This window comes from Arthrobacter sp. D2-10, from assembly GCF_054161285.1.
This window is the reverse complement of record NZ_CP096431.1, coordinates 61,183-75,494: the sequence shown is the minus strand read 5'-3', so window position 1 is coordinate 75,494 and position 14,312 is coordinate 61,183. Positions and strand designations below refer to the sequence as shown.

At 63.4% G+C, this 14,312-nt stretch carries 16 protein-coding genes; 6 read left to right on the top strand and 10 right to left on the bottom strand.

The window, feature by feature from the left end; genetic code table 11:
* Positions 1–3 precede the first annotated feature (3 nt).
* From M1D74_RS00400 to M1D74_RS00390, 3 genes are read right to left on the bottom strand one after another with little or no spacing between them, the layout of a single operon-like run.
* Positions 4–855, bottom strand: a complete 852-nt coding sequence (locus tag M1D74_RS00400) for a carbohydrate ABC transporter permease (protein WP_458116134.1) — start codon at positions 853–855, stop codon at positions 4–6.
* 11 nt (positions 856–866) lie between these two features.
* On the bottom strand, positions 867–1,826 hold the full coding sequence (locus M1D74_RS00395) for a carbohydrate ABC transporter permease (RefSeq protein ID WP_458116133.1): 960 nt from the start codon (positions 1,824–1,826) through the stop codon (positions 867–869).
* Entirely contained in the window at positions 1,823–3,268 is a 1,446-nt protein-coding gene (locus tag M1D74_RS00390) for an extracellular solute-binding protein (RefSeq protein WP_458116132.1), read from the bottom strand. Before M1D74_RS00390 ends, M1D74_RS00395 begins: the two co-directional genes overlap by 4 nt.
* 248 nt (positions 3,269–3,516) lie before the next feature.
* On the opposite strand from M1D74_RS00390, the gene pgm reads away from it, so the two are divergent.
* The 6 genes from pgm to M1D74_RS00360 all read left to right on the top strand — a co-directional run bounded on the left by pgm (position 3,517) and on the right by M1D74_RS00360 (position 10,156).
* On the top strand, positions 3,517–5,148 hold the full coding sequence (pgm, locus tag M1D74_RS00385; protein WP_309070802.1) for a phosphoglucomutase (alpha-D-glucose-1,6-bisphosphate-dependent): 1,632 nt from the start codon (positions 3,517–3,519) through the stop codon (positions 5,146–5,148).
* 63 nt (positions 5,149–5,211) lie between these two features.
* The gene (locus tag M1D74_RS00380; RefSeq protein ID WP_309070801.1) at positions 5,212–6,540 is read left to right on the top strand and encodes a uracil-xanthine permease family protein; all 1,329 of its coding nucleotides are present in this window, start codon (positions 5,212–5,214) and stop codon (positions 6,538–6,540) included.
* Positions 6,541–6,686: 146 nt separating this feature from the next.
* Complete coding sequence (locus M1D74_RS00375) at positions 6,687–7,448, top strand: mechanosensitive ion channel family protein (protein ID WP_458116131.1); 762 nt, start codon at positions 6,687–6,689, stop codon at positions 7,446–7,448.
* A gap of 53 nt (positions 7,449–7,501) precedes the next feature.
* Complete coding sequence (locus M1D74_RS00370; protein WP_458116130.1) at positions 7,502–8,332, top strand: DUF2382 domain-containing protein; 831 nt, start codon at positions 7,502–7,504, stop codon at positions 8,330–8,332.
* A gap of 142 nt (positions 8,333–8,474) precedes the next feature.
* The gene (locus M1D74_RS00365) at positions 8,475–9,152 is read left to right on the top strand and encodes an aspartate/glutamate racemase family protein (RefSeq protein WP_458116129.1); all 678 of its coding nucleotides are present in this window, start codon (positions 8,475–8,477) and stop codon (positions 9,150–9,152) included.
* Entirely contained in the window at positions 9,149–10,156 is a 1,008-nt protein-coding gene (locus tag M1D74_RS00360) for an aminoglycoside phosphotransferase/kinase family protein (protein ID WP_309124142.1), read from the top strand. Before M1D74_RS00365 ends, M1D74_RS00360 begins: the two co-directional genes overlap by 4 nt.
* 2 nt (positions 10,157–10,158) lie before the next feature.
* Here M1D74_RS00360 and M1D74_RS00355 read toward each other — a convergent pair whose 3' ends face one another.
* From M1D74_RS00355 to M1D74_RS00325, 7 genes are all read right to left on the bottom strand, one after another.
* Entirely contained in the window at positions 10,159–10,641 is a 483-nt protein-coding gene (locus M1D74_RS00355; protein ID WP_375164421.1) for a MarR family winged helix-turn-helix transcriptional regulator, read from the bottom strand.
* 4 nt (positions 10,642–10,645) lie between these two features.
* Positions 10,646–10,906 carry a hypothetical protein gene (locus M1D74_RS00350; protein WP_309070796.1) on the bottom strand — a complete coding sequence of 87 codons (261 nt, stop codon included), beginning with the start codon at positions 10,904–10,906 and terminating at the stop codon, positions 10,646–10,648.
* A gap of 26 nt (positions 10,907–10,932) precedes the next feature.
* On the bottom strand, positions 10,933–11,703 hold the full coding sequence (locus tag M1D74_RS00345) for a glycerophosphodiester phosphodiesterase (RefSeq protein ID WP_458116128.1): 771 nt from the start codon (positions 11,701–11,703) through the stop codon (positions 10,933–10,935).
* Between the two features lie 6 nt (positions 11,704–11,709).
* Positions 11,710–12,516, bottom strand: coding sequence for an HAD family hydrolase (locus M1D74_RS00340; protein WP_458116127.1), 807 nt, complete (start codon positions 12,514–12,516; stop codon positions 11,710–11,712).
* A gap of 65 nt (positions 12,517–12,581) precedes the next feature.
* Positions 12,582–12,809: a zinc-ribbon domain-containing protein gene (locus M1D74_RS00335; protein WP_309070793.1), complete on the bottom strand. Its 228-nt coding sequence runs from the start codon at positions 12,807–12,809 to the stop codon at positions 12,582–12,584.
* Between the two features lie 24 nt (positions 12,810–12,833).
* On the bottom strand, positions 12,834–13,361 hold the full coding sequence (locus M1D74_RS00330; protein ID WP_309070792.1) for a YbhB/YbcL family Raf kinase inhibitor-like protein: 528 nt from the start codon (positions 13,359–13,361) through the stop codon (positions 12,834–12,836).
* Positions 13,358–14,287, bottom strand: a complete 930-nt coding sequence (locus M1D74_RS00325; RefSeq protein WP_309124139.1) for a carbohydrate kinase family protein — start codon at positions 14,285–14,287, stop codon at positions 13,358–13,360. Before M1D74_RS00325 ends, M1D74_RS00330 begins: the two co-directional genes overlap by 4 nt.
* Between the last annotated feature and the right edge of the window lie 25 nt (positions 14,288–14,312).

Sequence of the window (14,312 nt, the reverse complement as noted above, 5' to 3'; positions counted from 1 at the left end):
TTACTACTTGCTGGCGCCGGCGGTCAGGCCTTCGCGAAGGGTTCGCTGGCCGAAGATGAAGACCACCAGCGCGGGGATCATGGAGAGGATGACGCCGGCAAGCACAACGGAGATGCTGCCGGTGCCGAGGTTGCCCTGCAGCGTGACCAGCCCAAGCGGGAGGGTGTAGTTCTCCTGGGAGATGGTCAGGATCAGTGGCCGGAAGAACTCGTTCCAGTGGAAGTTGAAGGCCAGGATGCCCACGATCGCCATCCCGGGCACTGCCAGCGGTGCGTAGACGGAACGGAACGTGCGCCACGGGGAAGCGCCGTCAAGGGATGCCGCCTCCGCGAAATCATTCGGCAGTCCCAGAAAGTACTGCCGCATCAGGAAGGTACCGAACGCGGTGGGGATGGCGGGAAGGATCAGCGCCAGGAGGGTATCGGACAGTCCCATGCCGCGGATCAGCATGAAAACCGGCACGATCGTCACCTGTACCGGAACCATCATGGTGGCCAGCACAATCGAGAACAGTGCGTTCTTGCCCTTGAAGCTCAGGCGGGCGAAGGCGTAGCCGGCGAGCGCCGCCGTCGTCATCTGCCCTACGGCGATCAGGAGGGTCACCAGGGCGCTGTTCAGCACCAGGAGGATCATGTTTACCTGCTGGAAGACCTGGGCGTAGGAGGAGAAGTCGGGGTTGAGCGGCAGGAACTGCGGGGGGAGGTTGAAGGACTCCGACGGCGTCCGGAGCGACGTGGACAGTGTCCACAGGACCGGGCCGAGCGTCAGTGCTGCGGCCACCAGGAGGACGGCGATCCGGACGGCGGTGCCGGGACGGGGCAGGCGGGTCTTGCGGGGTTGGATCAGGGTGCTCATGCTCGGGTTCCTCACTGGTAAAAGACGAATCGGCGGCTGAGCCGGAACTGGAGAGCTGTGATGGCCATGATGAGCATCATGAGCACCAGCTCGATGGCGGAGGCCCGTCCGAACTCGAGCTGCTGAAACGCCGACTCGAAGATGACCATCACCGCAGTCCGCGTGCTGTCGCCAGGTCCGCCGCGGGTCAGGACGTATGGCTGGTCGAACACCTGCAGGGCGCTGATGATCGCCATGACGGAAGCCACCAGAACGGTGGGGCTCAGGAGCGGCAGGGTGACATTGACGAACTGCCGCCACCCGGTGGCTCCGTCGAGGGCTGAGGCCTCGTGAAGCTCCTTGGGTATTGAAGCCAGCCCACCGACAAAAAGCAGGAACGAGAACCCGAAGTTCTGCCACACATACACCAGCACGACGACGGCGGCGGCCCCAGCTGAGGTGGTCAGCCACGGAACCGCCGGAACGCCGACCACGGAGAGCATCCAGTTCACGACGCCGAACTGCTCATTGAACAGGTAGCCCATGAAGATGGACACGGATGCTGCCGAGAGGATCAGTGGGAAGAAGAAGGCCGAACGGAAGAAGACCCGCAGCCAGTTGGGCATCCTGCCCTGGATTGCGACGGCGAGCACCATGGCAATTCCGAGCTGCAGCGTCACCGCCACAATCACGAAGACGATCGTGTTGAGGAAGGAGACCCGGACGGTTGGGTCGCTCACGATGTCAGCGAAGTTGCTGAATCCCACGAACTCGGGGGCGGAGATGATGTTCCAGCGGAAGAAGGCCAGCAGGACTGAGGCGAGGATGGGCACGATCGTGAAGATGGCCATGCCGATCACGGTGGGGGCGAGGAAAAGCGGTGCAATCAGGCGTTCCGCCATGGACTTGTTCTGCCGTGCGGACCGTTTTCGTGCCGCGGGTGCCGCCGTCGTCGTCGGGTTGGATGGGGTTTTGAGTGTTGGGGCGCTCATTGGTTGCTCCTCAGTGCCAGTTCGAGGTCACGCTGCAGGCTTCCCATCGCGGAGCGCACCTGGGCGGACGACCCACTGACAGCAACCGAGACGTTCTTCATAAGGGCGGTTTCCACAGCGGCCTGCTGGGGTGGGGCGGGAATGGGTCCGGAGGTCGGGAAGCGGTCGAGGGTGTCGTAGAAGACCTTCCAGTGCTCCGGTCCAGTCGATGCGTACAGGAACTGGTTCACCATTGAGCGCCGCGTAGGCGTGGTGTTAGGTGTCGGGAACGCAAGCTCCATGGCGGGCTTGGACGCGCAGAACTTCACCCATTCCCAGGCTGCGTCCTTGTCCTTGGCGGTACGCATGATCGCGTAGCCCGCAGCACCGAACTGGTGCCTCTGGGTGCGCCAGCGGGGGAAGAACTGGACGTCGAAGTCATCGGCACCCATGCCGGCCTCATGAAGACCCTGCACCCAGTAGCCTCCGGCGGGGGTTGCGCCGATACGGCTGCTGGCGAAGAGGCCAACCAGTGCGTTGCCGCCGCCTCCCTCAGGCCGCACACCCAGGCCTTCCGCGACGAGTTCCCGGAGGTAATCGAAGGTCTCGATGACCCGGGGGTCCTCTGCGTTCGGTGTCTCCCAGAGATAGCCGCCGCTGCGAAGGGATCGGGTGGGGTCTTTCGAGTAGAAGCGGTCCCAAAACCAGTCGCCTCCGGTCGCCTTCTCCTCCGCGAGGAAGCTGGTGTCATTCGCGTACAGCCATGGGACCACTCCGCCGAAGAGGCGGTTGGTCCAGTAGTAGGGAGTGAAGCTGCCGTCCGTCGTCGACTTCATGGCGCGCATGACCGCCGTGAAGTCCTCGTTGGTCCAGTCGTCGGCTGGCCTGTCGAGCCCTGCGCGCTGGAGGGCGCTGGTGTTCAGGTACATGTTGGCGGCGTTCCAGTCCAGCGGCAGCTGGTAGAGGCTGCCGCGGTACATGAACGCCTCGATGAGGCTGGGGTGGACGTCCTGGAAGTACTCCTGAATGTCCGCGGCGTCGCGCGTCAGATAGGGATCGAGCGGTTCGGCCAGTTTCTTGGCGAACAGCTGGGCGCCCTCGGTAGCGACGTAGACGACGTCGGGCGGGTTCCCGGCAGCGACCATGGTGAGGATCTTGGAGAAGAAGTCACGCCAGTCAGCGCCCTGGATTGCCTGGATGCGAACCGGGATATCCGGATGCAGGCTCGTGAACTCGTCGACAAGGGCCTGGCGGGCAGCGGCGTCGGCCGAGGTACCCAGGATCGCCACGTTGAGTGCTGTGCTGTTTCGGCCGGGGATATCGGCGCCGGTGAGCCTCGGCCAGGCGCCAACCGTTGCCCCAACGGCGCCGATGCCGAGGGCTCCGAGGAGGGTGCGCCGTGACAGGTCGCCGGCTCGGGCGAGAGTGGAGTTGCCCTGCCCGGATGATTGCGTGGACGTCATCGTCGATCCTTTCTAACACGTGTTAGGAACGCTACTCGCCGCACCTGACACGTGTCAAGGGTCACATTTGAAGGACTTCGCCGAGCTGATGGCCACCCCGCATCGAGTGGGCGCCGAGGACAACTCTCAAGCCGAACGAAGGTTGCCAGCGCCCACTCGATGCTCGAAAGGACGGGATAACCGCGCGAGGTGACGAAATTTGCGGTCATCCCACCCAGCAGATGGCACACGATGGCATGCTTGGTCCCATGGCTAATCGAGCAGGCACCGTTGCCCAACCCAGCGACCTCGTTGATGTAGGCGCCCTTCTGGACGCGTACTTTGATTCCAAACCCGATCTGACGGATCCGGCCCAGAGGGTAGCCTTCGGGACGTCCGGCCACCGCGGGTCGTCCCTGAAGTCATCCTTCAACGAAGGCCACATCGCCGCGATCACACAGGCGATAGTTGAGTATCGGGCAGGCCAAGGAATCACCGGCCCGCTGTTCATGGGCAAGGACACGCACGCCCTGTCAGAACCCGCCCAGAACACGGCCCTCGAGGTGCTCGCTGCCAACAACGTGGCCGTTCGCATCGACGCACGCGGCGCTTACACGCCCACCCCGGCTCTCTCGCACGCCATCCTTGCCTACAACGGTTCACGAACGGACCGGGCAGACGGCATTGTCATCACTCCTTCGCACAATCCCCCTGCCGACGGCGGCTTCAAGTACAACCCACCTCACGGCGGGCCCGCGGACTCCGACGCCACCAACTGGATCGCAGCCCGCGCCAATGAACTGCTCGAGAATGACCTGCGTGATGTCAAGCGCCTCCCCACCGCCCAGGCCCAGCAGGCGGACTCCATCGGTACGTATGACTTCCTCCAGCATTACGTCGAAGATCTGCCGAATGTGTTGAACCTTGAAGCGATCCGAAGTGCGGGCGTGCGCATCGGTGCTGATCCCATGGGCGGGGCATCGGTCGATTACTGGGGTGCCATCGGCGAGCGGCACAACCTCGACCTCACCGTGGTGAACCCAACCGTCGACCCGCAATGGGCGTTCATGACCCTCGATTGGGACGAGAAAATCCGCATGGACTGCTCTTCCCCCCACGCCATGGCCTCGCTGATCAAGCGGGCAACGGACTACGACATCTCCACAGGCAACGACGCCGACGCGGACCGCCACGGCATCGTCACCCCGGATTCCGGCCTGATGAATCCCAACCACTACCTCGCCGTCGCCATCGACTACCTGTACCGGAACCGCCCGCAGTGGCGACAGGACGCGATGATCGGCAAGACACTGGTCTCCTCGTCGATCATTGACCGAGTCGCCGCTGATCTTGGCCGGGTGCTCGAGGAAGTTCCGGTCGGCTTCAAGTGGTTTGTTCCCGGGCTCGTGTCCGGTGAAGTGGGCTTCGGCGGAGAGGAGTCGGCCGGCGCGTCCTTCCTCCGCCATGATGGTTCAGCCTGGAGTACCGACAAGGACGGCATTCTCCTCGCGCTCCTTGCGGCGGAGATCACGGCTGTCTCCGGGCGCACCCCGTCGCAGCACTATGAGGGTCTTACCCAGCGATTCGGTTCCCCCGTGTACGCGCGAATTGATGCCGCCGCTACGCGGGAACAGAAGTCGGCGCTGGGCAAGCTGTCGCCGTCGGACGTGGCAGCGACCACCCTGGCGGGGGAAGAAATCACCGCACGCCTGACTGAAGCGCCCGGCAATGGTGCGCCGATCGGCGGGCTCAAGGTCACCACCGAGAATGCCTGGTTCGCTGCGCGCCCCTCAGGAACAGAGGACGTCTACAAAATCTACGCAGAGTCTTTCCTTGGCGCGGACCATTTAAGGCGCGTGCAGGAGGAAGCCAAAGCCCTGGTGGACGGTGTAATCGCCTGACCTCCCGGGGGCCTTTCTCGCGTAGGATTTCCGGAGATCCCCCAATCCCCGGAAGGCACCGCCATGAGCAGACTCGGAACGAACTGGACGCTGCACGGAGACGGTCGCAACGTGCAGCCAGGGCGGTTCGTCGCACCCGATGAGAGGCTGAGCTGGCCTCGGACCGTCGGCATCGGCGCACAGCACGTTGTTGCGATGTTCGGTGCAACGTTCCTGGTGCCGCTGTTGACCGGCTTCCCGCCGTCCACCACCCTGCTCTTCTCGGGGCTGGGGACCCTGCTTTTCCTGGTCATCACGGCAGGCAGGGTCCCCAGTTACCTCGGGTCGAGCTTCGCATTCATCGCGCCGATCGCTGCGGCTCAGAGTCAACACGGTCCGGCGGGCGCACTGGGTGGCGTTGTCATGGCAGGTGTCGTCCTGGCCCTGATCGGATTGGTGGTCCACTGGGCCGGCGCGCGGTGGATTCAGGTCTTGATGCCGCCAATCGTCACGGGTGCGATCGTCGCCCTGATCGGCCTCAACCTTGCTCCGACCGCGAAAGCCAGCTTCGAGCAGGCTCCCGTGACCGCTCTCGTCACGGTCGCCTCGATCCTGTTGGTCACCGTGCTCTTCAAGGGGATCTTGGGCCGCCTGTCCATCCTCATCGGCGTGCTGGTCGGGTACCTCGTAGCCGTACTGCGCGGTGAAGTGGACTTCACCGCGATCAACGATGCCGCGTGGTTCGGCCTGCCGGCGTTCATGACGCCGGAATTCCACCTTTCCGTGGTCGGGCTGTTCGTGCCGGTGGTCCTTGTTCTGGTGGCTGAGAATATTGGCCACGTGAAGTCGGTTGCCGCAATGACAAACCGCGACCTGGATCCGATCACAGGTCGCGCACTCATGGCGGACGGCCTGGCTACCGTCCTCGCGGGGTCCGGCGGAGGGTCCGGCACCACCACGTACGCCGAGAATATCGGCGTCATGGCCGCGTCACGCGTGTACTCAACCGCCGCCTACTGGGTCGCCGGAATCATCGCTGTGCTCCTCAGCCTCTTCCCTAAGTTCGGGGCGCTCATCGCAACGGTTCCTGCCGGCGTACTGGGGGGTGCCGGCGTCGTGCTCTACGGCATGATCGGCATCCTCGGGGTGCGCATCTGGGTCCAGAACAGGGTCGATTTTTCGAATCCAATCAACCTATCGACGGCGGGCGTCGCGTTGGTGGTGGGCATTGCCAACTTCACCTGGACTGTCGGTGCGCTGACCTTCGAGGGAATTGCGCTGGGGACTGCGGCGACGCTCCTTATTTTCCACGGAATGAGCGCAATTGCGCGGGTACGGGGTAGCGAACACGTCGCCGGGCCCGACGAGATTGAGGCGGAAGACCACGGCACGCGGCCGTCCAAACTCGGGTAAATTCTCACAAGCTCCGAAGGGTATACCACGGCAACCTAGTAATCAGTACGCTTCCTATTACCCGTTTTTGTGGCTAGTGTGTGAACACCAGATCGGCATGTTGTCTCCCCGGGGCTCGGCCGATGTTCCCCACCTCGGAGGCATTGATGGAAGAAAACCTCAGAAGCGGCCTGGCCACGGTCGTGGAATTCGTTCCAAAGCTGCTGCTGTTCCTGGTCATCCTGATTGTCGGGCTGCTGATCGCCAAGGCAATCTCCAAGGCACTGTCCAAGCTCCTCGAGCGGGTCGGCTTCGACCGGGCCGTCGAGCGCGGCGGAGTCAAGAAGGCGCTTGCGAAGTCCTCACTGGACGCGAGCGACATCATCGCCAAGATCGTCTACTACACGCTCGTTCTGTTCGTCCTGCAGTTCGCCTTCGGGGTCTTCGGACCGAATCCGGTCAGCGACCTGCTGCGTGGCATCATTGCCTTCCTGCCGAAGATCATCGTTGCAATCATCATCGTGATCATTGCTGCAGCCATCGCTGCAGCGGTCAAGAGCCTCATCCAGAACACCCTCGGCGGGCTCTCCTACGGCAAAGTTCTGGCGAACATCGCTAGCATCTTCATCCTCGGTCTGGGCATCATCGCCGCCCTGAACCAGGTGGAAATCGCTACCACCGTCACCACCCCTATCCTCATCGCCGTCCTTTCGGCGGTTGTCGGAGTGATCATCGTCGGCGTCGGCGGTGGCCTGATCAAGCCGATGTCCCAGCGCTGGGAGCACTACCTCAACAAGGCAGAAGAGGAAGCGCCCCGCCTCAAGGCCGAGGCCCAGAACTCACCCTCGGCCTCGCAGCAGCTCAAGGGAGCTACCGAGAAGGCCAAGGCCACGAACCAACCCAATAAATCCGGCGCACACCGCGTCTGATCGCAGAACTCCCATCGCAGTACCCATGCACCACCACTGAAAAGGAGAAAAACATGATTTCCCAGGACAACATCTCGCAGATCCTCGAATCCGGCGGCAAGGTCATCGATAACGACGGCGACAAGATCGGCTCAGTCGGGCAGATCTACGTCGACGATCACACCGGAAACCCGAGCTGGGTCACAGTCAACACCGGCCTCTTCGGCTCGAACGAATCCTTCGCACCCCTCGAAGGAGCCTCGCTCGAGGGTCACGACGTTCGCATCGGTTACTCCAAAGCCAAGGTGAAGGATGCCCCCAACGTGGCACCGGACGGCCACCTGAGCGAGCAGGAGGAGAGTGAGCTCTACCGCTACTACGGCATCTCGGCCGGTGGAGCCGACGGATACGACGGTGACAGCGCCAACTACACCACCGGCACCACCGGTGACTACGACTCCAGCCGCACTGACTACGAGTCCGACCGTGCCACCGTTGGACACGACACGTCCGGTCCCACCACCGACGACGCGATGACCCGTTCCGAGGAGCAGCTCCACGTCGGTACGGAGCGCCGTGAGGCCGGCCGTGCACGCCTGCGCAAGTACGTCGTCACGGAGAACGTCACCAAGACGGTTCCCGTGCAGCGCGAAGAGGTCCGCATCGAACGCGAGCCGATCACTGACGCCAACCGGGACGAAGCCTACGCCGGCCCCGCCATCAGCGAGGAAGAGCACGAAGTTGTTCTCCACGAGGAGCGCCCGGTCGTCGAGAAGGAAGCCGTTCCTGTGGAGCGGGTTCGCCTCGACAAGGAAACCGTCACTGAGCAGCACACCGTCAATGAGGAAGTTCGCAAGGAGCAGATCGACACCGACGACGTCGATGGCATCCGTGACGGTCGCTAGCTAGCACCCCACGACAGGCAAACGGCCCACCTCCTTCGGGAGGTGGGCCGTTGCTGTGACGGGCCATCCTCGCCTACCGTGGTCCCGCGCCGGACCCGCCTGTCAGAATGGGATGATGTTGCGCATCGGCATGCTTGGGGGCATGAGCTGGGAAAGCACGGCGGAGTACTACCGCCTGGTCAACGAGATGGTCAGGGACCGACTCGGCGGACTCCATTCTGCCGACTGCCTCGTGAGGTCGGTTGACTTCGCCCCCATCGAGGAGAAACAGGTCAGCGGTCGCTGGGAAGAGGCCGGTGCTGCCCTGGCAGCGGCTGCCGTTGAACTCGAACGTGGCGGCGCCGAACTGCTCGTGCTGTGCACCAACACCATGCACAAGGTGGCTCCTGCGATTGAGCAGGCGATCAGTATTCCGTTCATCAACCTGCTCGACGCGACGGCGAGCGCGGTGAAGAAGACAGGCACGACGACGGTGGGCCTGCTGGGAACGGCCTTCACCATGGATCAGGACTTTTATCGTGACGGACTGTCCGCCCATGGGCTGCAGGTGCTCGTTCCTGACCAGGAGGACCGCGCACTCATACACCGGGTTATTTATGACGAACTCTGCGTGGGAACTGTATCCGACGATTCCCGGAAGGAGTACCAGCGAATCATCGCCGACCTGGCGTCGCGCGGCGCAGAGGGGGTAATCCTGGGCTGTACCGAGATCGAACTGCTGATCTCGCAGGAAGACGCCAACGTCCCACTGTTTCCAACGACGGCGATTCACGCCGAAGCGGCCGTGGACGCCGCGCTGAGTGGCACAATAATCCGGTGACTACCCCCGCCGCGCACCCGGTCGATCTCTGGAGAAGTGCTGACTGGCAGTCGAAGGCGCAGTCGTGGGTCTCGCAGGTCCTGGCCACCCTCAATATCGAGCAAACGGGTCCGATGAGTAAGCCGCGGATCCGCTTCTGGTCAGTGCAACTCACCTTTCCCACGGACCACGGAAAGCTTTGGTTCAAGGAGAATAATCCGGGTCAGTTCCAGGAAGCGTCGATTGTTGCGGCGCTGGCCGAGCTGGCGCCGGAGCGCGTCGTGGCGCCCCTGGCCATCGAGCCGACCAGGGGTTGGATGCTCACCGCGGATCATGGGGCCACCCTCGCCACCCTGAAGTCCTCGGATTACGCCCTGTGGGCGCGGGTGGTCACAGATTTCGCGGAGCTGCAGCAGCAGGTGGCTCCGCACAGGGAACGTTTGGCGGGAGCAGGGCTTGCTTCACTGGAGCCCGGAATTGCGGGCAACTTCGTCAGTAACCAGCTACTCCTCCACAGCGGACTTCCCGAGAACCATCCGCTGTACCTGAGCGCCGAACAGGCGGATCGTGTCTACGCCAGCGTGCCCGCCATCGAAAACGCAGCCGCCGTGCTGAACGGACTGGGTGTGCCCCTGTCCCTGGAGCACAACGACCTGCACCCCAACAACGCCTTCATACCGGGTTCAAGCACGGACCCCTTGCGGTTCTGCGACTTCGGGGATTCCTACTGGGCCCATCCGTTCAGCTCGCTCTACGTCCCCCTTGGAATCATGATGGAGGACTGGGAGGCCGGGACCGACGACGCCCGCGTCCGCAGGGTACTGACCGCCTACCTCGAGCGGTGGACAGCTTACGCGCCGCTCCCCGCCCTGAGGGAGGCGCTTGTTCCGGCCCTCCAGCTTGGCCGCCTCAACCGGTACGCCTCCTGGCTGCGCCTGCTCATCCACGCCGATGACGAATCAATGCGCGAGTACGGCCCGCATGCCCTGAACTACCTGCAGTCGATCTCGGATCCTGTCCTCTAGTCTCAGGCGCCGTGCGCAGCGTCGATGACTTCGCGCATCATCCGGTTGAGGTCTTCTGCCTGCTGCCGTGACAACCCAAGCCTGGCCATCATGGTGCCGGGAACGGACAGCGCACGCTCCCGCAGTGCCCTGCCCTCTCCGGTGAGGCCGACGGCGAGCGCCCGCTCATTGCCGACCACCCGCTGGCGCGTCACAAGCCCATTCGCCTCAAGACGCTTGAGCATCGGCGAGAGGGTAGCCGGCTCCATCGCGAGCGCCTCTCCTATTCCGCGCACGCTTCGTGGGCTGCTCTCCCAAAGCGCGAGCATCACGAGATACTGCGGATGGGTGAGGTTTAGTTCCTCCAGTACCGGGCGGTACGCGCCGATAACGCTCCTCGATGCGACCGACAGGGCGAAACACAGCTGTCGCTCAAGGAGCAGGTCATCATCCGTCGGCACATTCTCGGAGGATCCCTCCGACGACTTACGGGGCGACTGCGTGATGGTGTCAGTCAACCTTGTCCTCCCCGCGCTTCACCAGGTAGGTCGAGCCATCAGCATTCCGAACCACGTCCCATTGCTGCAGTTCCTGCTGGCGCTGCTGATGGGCGGCACCATCGGCATATTTGATCGGACCGTCCAACCCGCCCTGATCTGCTGGACCGAAGAACATTCGCAGTCGACCCGTCGCCCGCATAAACCGATGCGACAACGGCATTTTCTCCGCCATGTGTGATGCCTTCCTGATGGTGGGCTCGATCGCCTTCATCAAGTATATGCCTAACAGTTAGTGCACTAACTGTTAGGCCAATACCCCCGACGCCGCATTACTCCCGCCAGTACATCGGCCCGGTCGGAAACCAGTCCTCCGGCCCCCAGATCCAGCAATTCTTCCATTTCGGAACGATCGTTGATCGTCCAGACATGGACGGGAATGCCCGCGGCACGGCAACGTGCAACGAAGGCGCGCGTCACCACCGGCAGCCCTCGGTATCGACGCGGAACTTGTAGGCAGTCAACACGCGTCAGCCTCGCCACCCACTGCGCGAGACCGAGCGGAGAGAGAACCTTGATCACCGCATTGACAGCCATCCCGGCCGACGACGCTGTCGGCCGACTCAGCCGCTTGAGCACCCTGAGTCGACGCCGATCCGAGAACGACGCAACCAGCACGCGGTCATGGGCGCCGGCCGCTTCGATGACCTCCGCAAACGGCTGCACAGAGAAGTCATCTTTGACATCGATATTCAACCGCGCGTGCGGCCACCGCTCAAGCACTTCGGCCAGCGTGGGAATCCTTTCGCGACCGCGGACCCGTACTGCATCCAGTTCAGCGAAGGTATGGTCTGCTACCCGCCCGGTCCCGTCCGTCACCCGGTCGAGGCGCTCGTCGTGGAAGACGACGACGACACCGTCGCGTGTAGTGCGTACGTCCAGCTCCAAGTACCGGAAACCAAGGTCGATGGCCGCTTCCATAGCGACCAGGGTGTTCTCACAGCCATCGCGTGAGAAGCCGCGGTGTGACAGGGCAAGAGGGCCGTCAGCATCGAAGTACGGCTTCACCACGGCGTTTCAGGCTGACTTCAGCGCTGAGAGCCGCTCCTCAAGCACCTGCGCCACGCCGTCGTCGTCGAACGCCGGCGCACGGAAGTTCGCCGCCGCAAGTGCTGCGGGGTGGCCGGACGCCATCGCATAGCCGTGGCCGGCCCAGTCCAGCATCTGAATGTCGTTGGGCATGTCCCCGAAGGCGATGACATCCGCCTGGTCGATCCCAAGGGAGGCGGCGTACCGGGCGAGAGTGACCGACTTGTTGATCCCCGGCACGCTCATTTCCAGCATGGGGACGCTCGGCGCTGAATGCGTCGTGGCGACGAGGTGTTCTACGGCGGGAGCCACCCGGTGCAGGAACTCGTCCGGGGTGATGCCGTTCTCCCGCGCGAGGAATTTGATGACCCCGGCCCCGTTGAGGGAGTCGCGGAGTGGCCGCGGCTCGGTCGCGCCGAGCAGCTCAACAGATCCCGGATCAGCGAAGCCCGGCTCAATGAGAAAGCTCTCCACAGTCTCGGCCGCGAAACGCGCCGCCGGGTAGAGGTCGCGGATGATCCTTTGCGCTTCGAAGATGCTCTCCCCGTCGAGGAGATGAGAGGCAAGTACTTCCTCACGACGAAGGTCATAGGTCAGCGCGCCGTTGGAGCAGATGACGGTGCCCTTGAACCCGAGTTCCCGGAGGGGTTGCAGCCACCGCGGCGGACGTCCGGTCACGAACACCACCTCGACGCCCGAATCCAGGCATGCCTCGAACGCACGCACCGTCCGGTCCGAGATCCGGCCATTATGGCCAACAATCGTGCCGTCCATGTCGCTGGCGACCAAACGCATGCTCAAACTCCTAGCCTGGGTAGGTATCAAGCCTACCCAAGCCGAACGAACGGGTGGGCTCCCCGTCAGGCAATCGCATTCATCTCACTCTTCGACACCTGTGCTGTTATGCCGCAATAGGAACACGTCCGAAAGTAGCGGCGGCTGGTGGTGAAGAGCGGAATGAAGAACAGCGTGAACTTCGACGCGCGCTCGTCGACGCGCTGGGAGGCATGCTGCCCGCAGTTTGGGCAGACAGCCTGCCGACGGAAAAGTTCCTTCACAGCGGTCTTGAATCCAAACAGAATCAACATGTCATGCCTCCCGGCGTCGGCTGCCTATTGTTCGTAGGTGCCCACGATACGCGCGCGGCCGAGCGTGTGGGAGAACAAATTGAAGCCGAGGTAGGCGTTCGACGCATCGGCGGGTACGTCGAGGCGCTCGACATCAACCGCGTGCACCACCACGTGATAGTGGTGCGGACCGTGTCCGGCAGGAGGTGCTGCGCCCACAAAACCGGGGAAACCGCCGTCGTTCTTCAACTGCACTGCCCCGTCCGGCAAGCCTGCACCGTCCTCGGTACCGGATCCGGAAGGTATCGACGTGGTGGTGACCGGAATATTGAAAACCGCCCAGTGCCAGAAGCCGCTGGCCGTGGGGGCATCGGGATCGTACACAGTGACCGCGAAGCTCTTGGTGCCCTCCGGGAACCCACTCCAGCTCAGCTGCGGCGAGACGTCATGGCCTCCCGCGCCCATCCGCCCCGATGCGTGCTTGATATCGAGTGGCTGGTTATCAGCTATGTCGCTGCTCGTGAGCGTGAAGGACGGTACCTCAGGAAGATCTGCGTAAGGATCGCGGGTCATGCGTACACTCCTCGTGTTCTCAGTTCATCTCGGGTGGGCGGGTTGGCACCTGCGCGTGACACCGTTACGGCCGCTGCAGCGGCGGCGAACGCCAGGACACCTTGTGTCTGCTCAACGGACAGGGTTCGCAACTCATTCCGCCGTTGTGCACCGTCCAGCTCGTGGTCCACCAGGGCGCTGAGCAGGGCCGCCATGAAGGAGTCCCCCGCACCGACGGTGTCCACCACGGAGGTCACCGGTGCGGGAACCTCACATTCCCCTCGGTCCACCACGGCCCACGGTCCTTTGGACCCGCGGGTTACGACGACGACGGCGGGCCCCAGTTCCAGCCAGTGGCGTGCGGATTCACGGTGATCCTGTCCGGGATACAACCACTCGAGGTCCTCGTCGGAGGCCTTCACCACATCGGCGAGGGCAACGAACTTCTCTGCCTGCTCGCGCGCGTAAGCGGCGTCCGTGATGATGGTCGGCCGGCAGTTCGGGTCGTAGGAAATCGTCGCGAAAGGACGTGCGTGACGGATTGCTGTCAGGACATCCCTGGCCCCGGGCTCCAGCATCGCGGCGATTGAACCGGTGTGCACAAGGGTGGTGCCGTTGAAAAGATCATCGCGGGCCGCGAGTCCCGGAAGTTCCCAGGAGAGCTGGAAGTCGTAGCTGGCGCCCCCGGCGGGGTCGAGGCGTGCAGAAGCGACGCTCGTCGGGTGGGAGTCGGCGGGTAAGGGTGCCAGGACGGCGTTGTCTGCAAGGTGCCGGTGGATCCGGCGGCCGAATTCGTCGTCTCCGAAACGTCCAAGGAACTGGGTGGCGTGACCAAGACGCGCCAATCCCACGGCCACGTTGAGGGGACTGCCGCCGACATGGGCACGCGGTGGTGCTGTGTCGCTGAGAACTTCGTCGATAAGGGCTTCGCCGATTACTGTGAGCACCGTCTCAACCTAGCATTTCGCCCGA

Bases quoted from the DNA above. Each gene is read 5' to 3' on its own strand.
- M1D74_RS00400 (WP_458116134.1), bottom strand. From the start codon at position 855: ATGAGCACCCTGATCCAACCCCGCAAGACCCGCCTGCCCCGTCCCGGC.
- M1D74_RS00395 (WP_458116133.1), bottom strand. From the start codon at position 1,826: ATGAGCGCCCCAACACTCAAAACCCCATCCAACCCGACGACGACGGCG.
- M1D74_RS00390 (WP_458116132.1), bottom strand. From the start codon at position 3,268: ATGACGTCCACGCAATCATCCGGGCAGGGCAACTCCACTCTCGCCCGA.
- pgm (WP_309070802.1), top strand. From the start codon at position 3,517: ATGGCTAATCGAGCAGGCACCGTTGCCCAACCCAGCGACCTCGTTGAT.
- M1D74_RS00380 (WP_309070801.1), top strand. From the start codon at position 5,212: ATGAGCAGACTCGGAACGAACTGGACGCTGCACGGAGACGGTCGCAAC.
- M1D74_RS00375 (WP_458116131.1), top strand. From the start codon at position 6,687: ATGGAAGAAAACCTCAGAAGCGGCCTGGCCACGGTCGTGGAATTCGTT.
- M1D74_RS00370 (WP_458116130.1), top strand. From the start codon at position 7,502: ATGATTTCCCAGGACAACATCTCGCAGATCCTCGAATCCGGCGGCAAG.
- M1D74_RS00365 (WP_458116129.1), top strand. From the start codon at position 8,475: ATGAGCTGGGAAAGCACGGCGGAGTACTACCGCCTGGTCAACGAGATG.
- M1D74_RS00350 (WP_309070796.1), bottom strand. From the start codon at position 10,906: ATGAAGGCGATCGAGCCCACCATCAGGAAGGCATCACACATGGCGGAG.
- M1D74_RS00340 (WP_458116127.1), bottom strand. From the start codon at position 12,516: ATGCGTTTGGTCGCCAGCGACATGGACGGCACGATTGTTGGCCATAAT.
- M1D74_RS00335 (WP_309070793.1), bottom strand. From the start codon at position 12,809: ATGTTGATTCTGTTTGGATTCAAGACCGCTGTGAAGGAACTTTTCCGT.
- M1D74_RS00330 (WP_309070792.1), bottom strand. From the start codon at position 13,361: ATGACCCGCGATCCTTACGCAGATCTTCCTGAGGTACCGTCCTTCACG.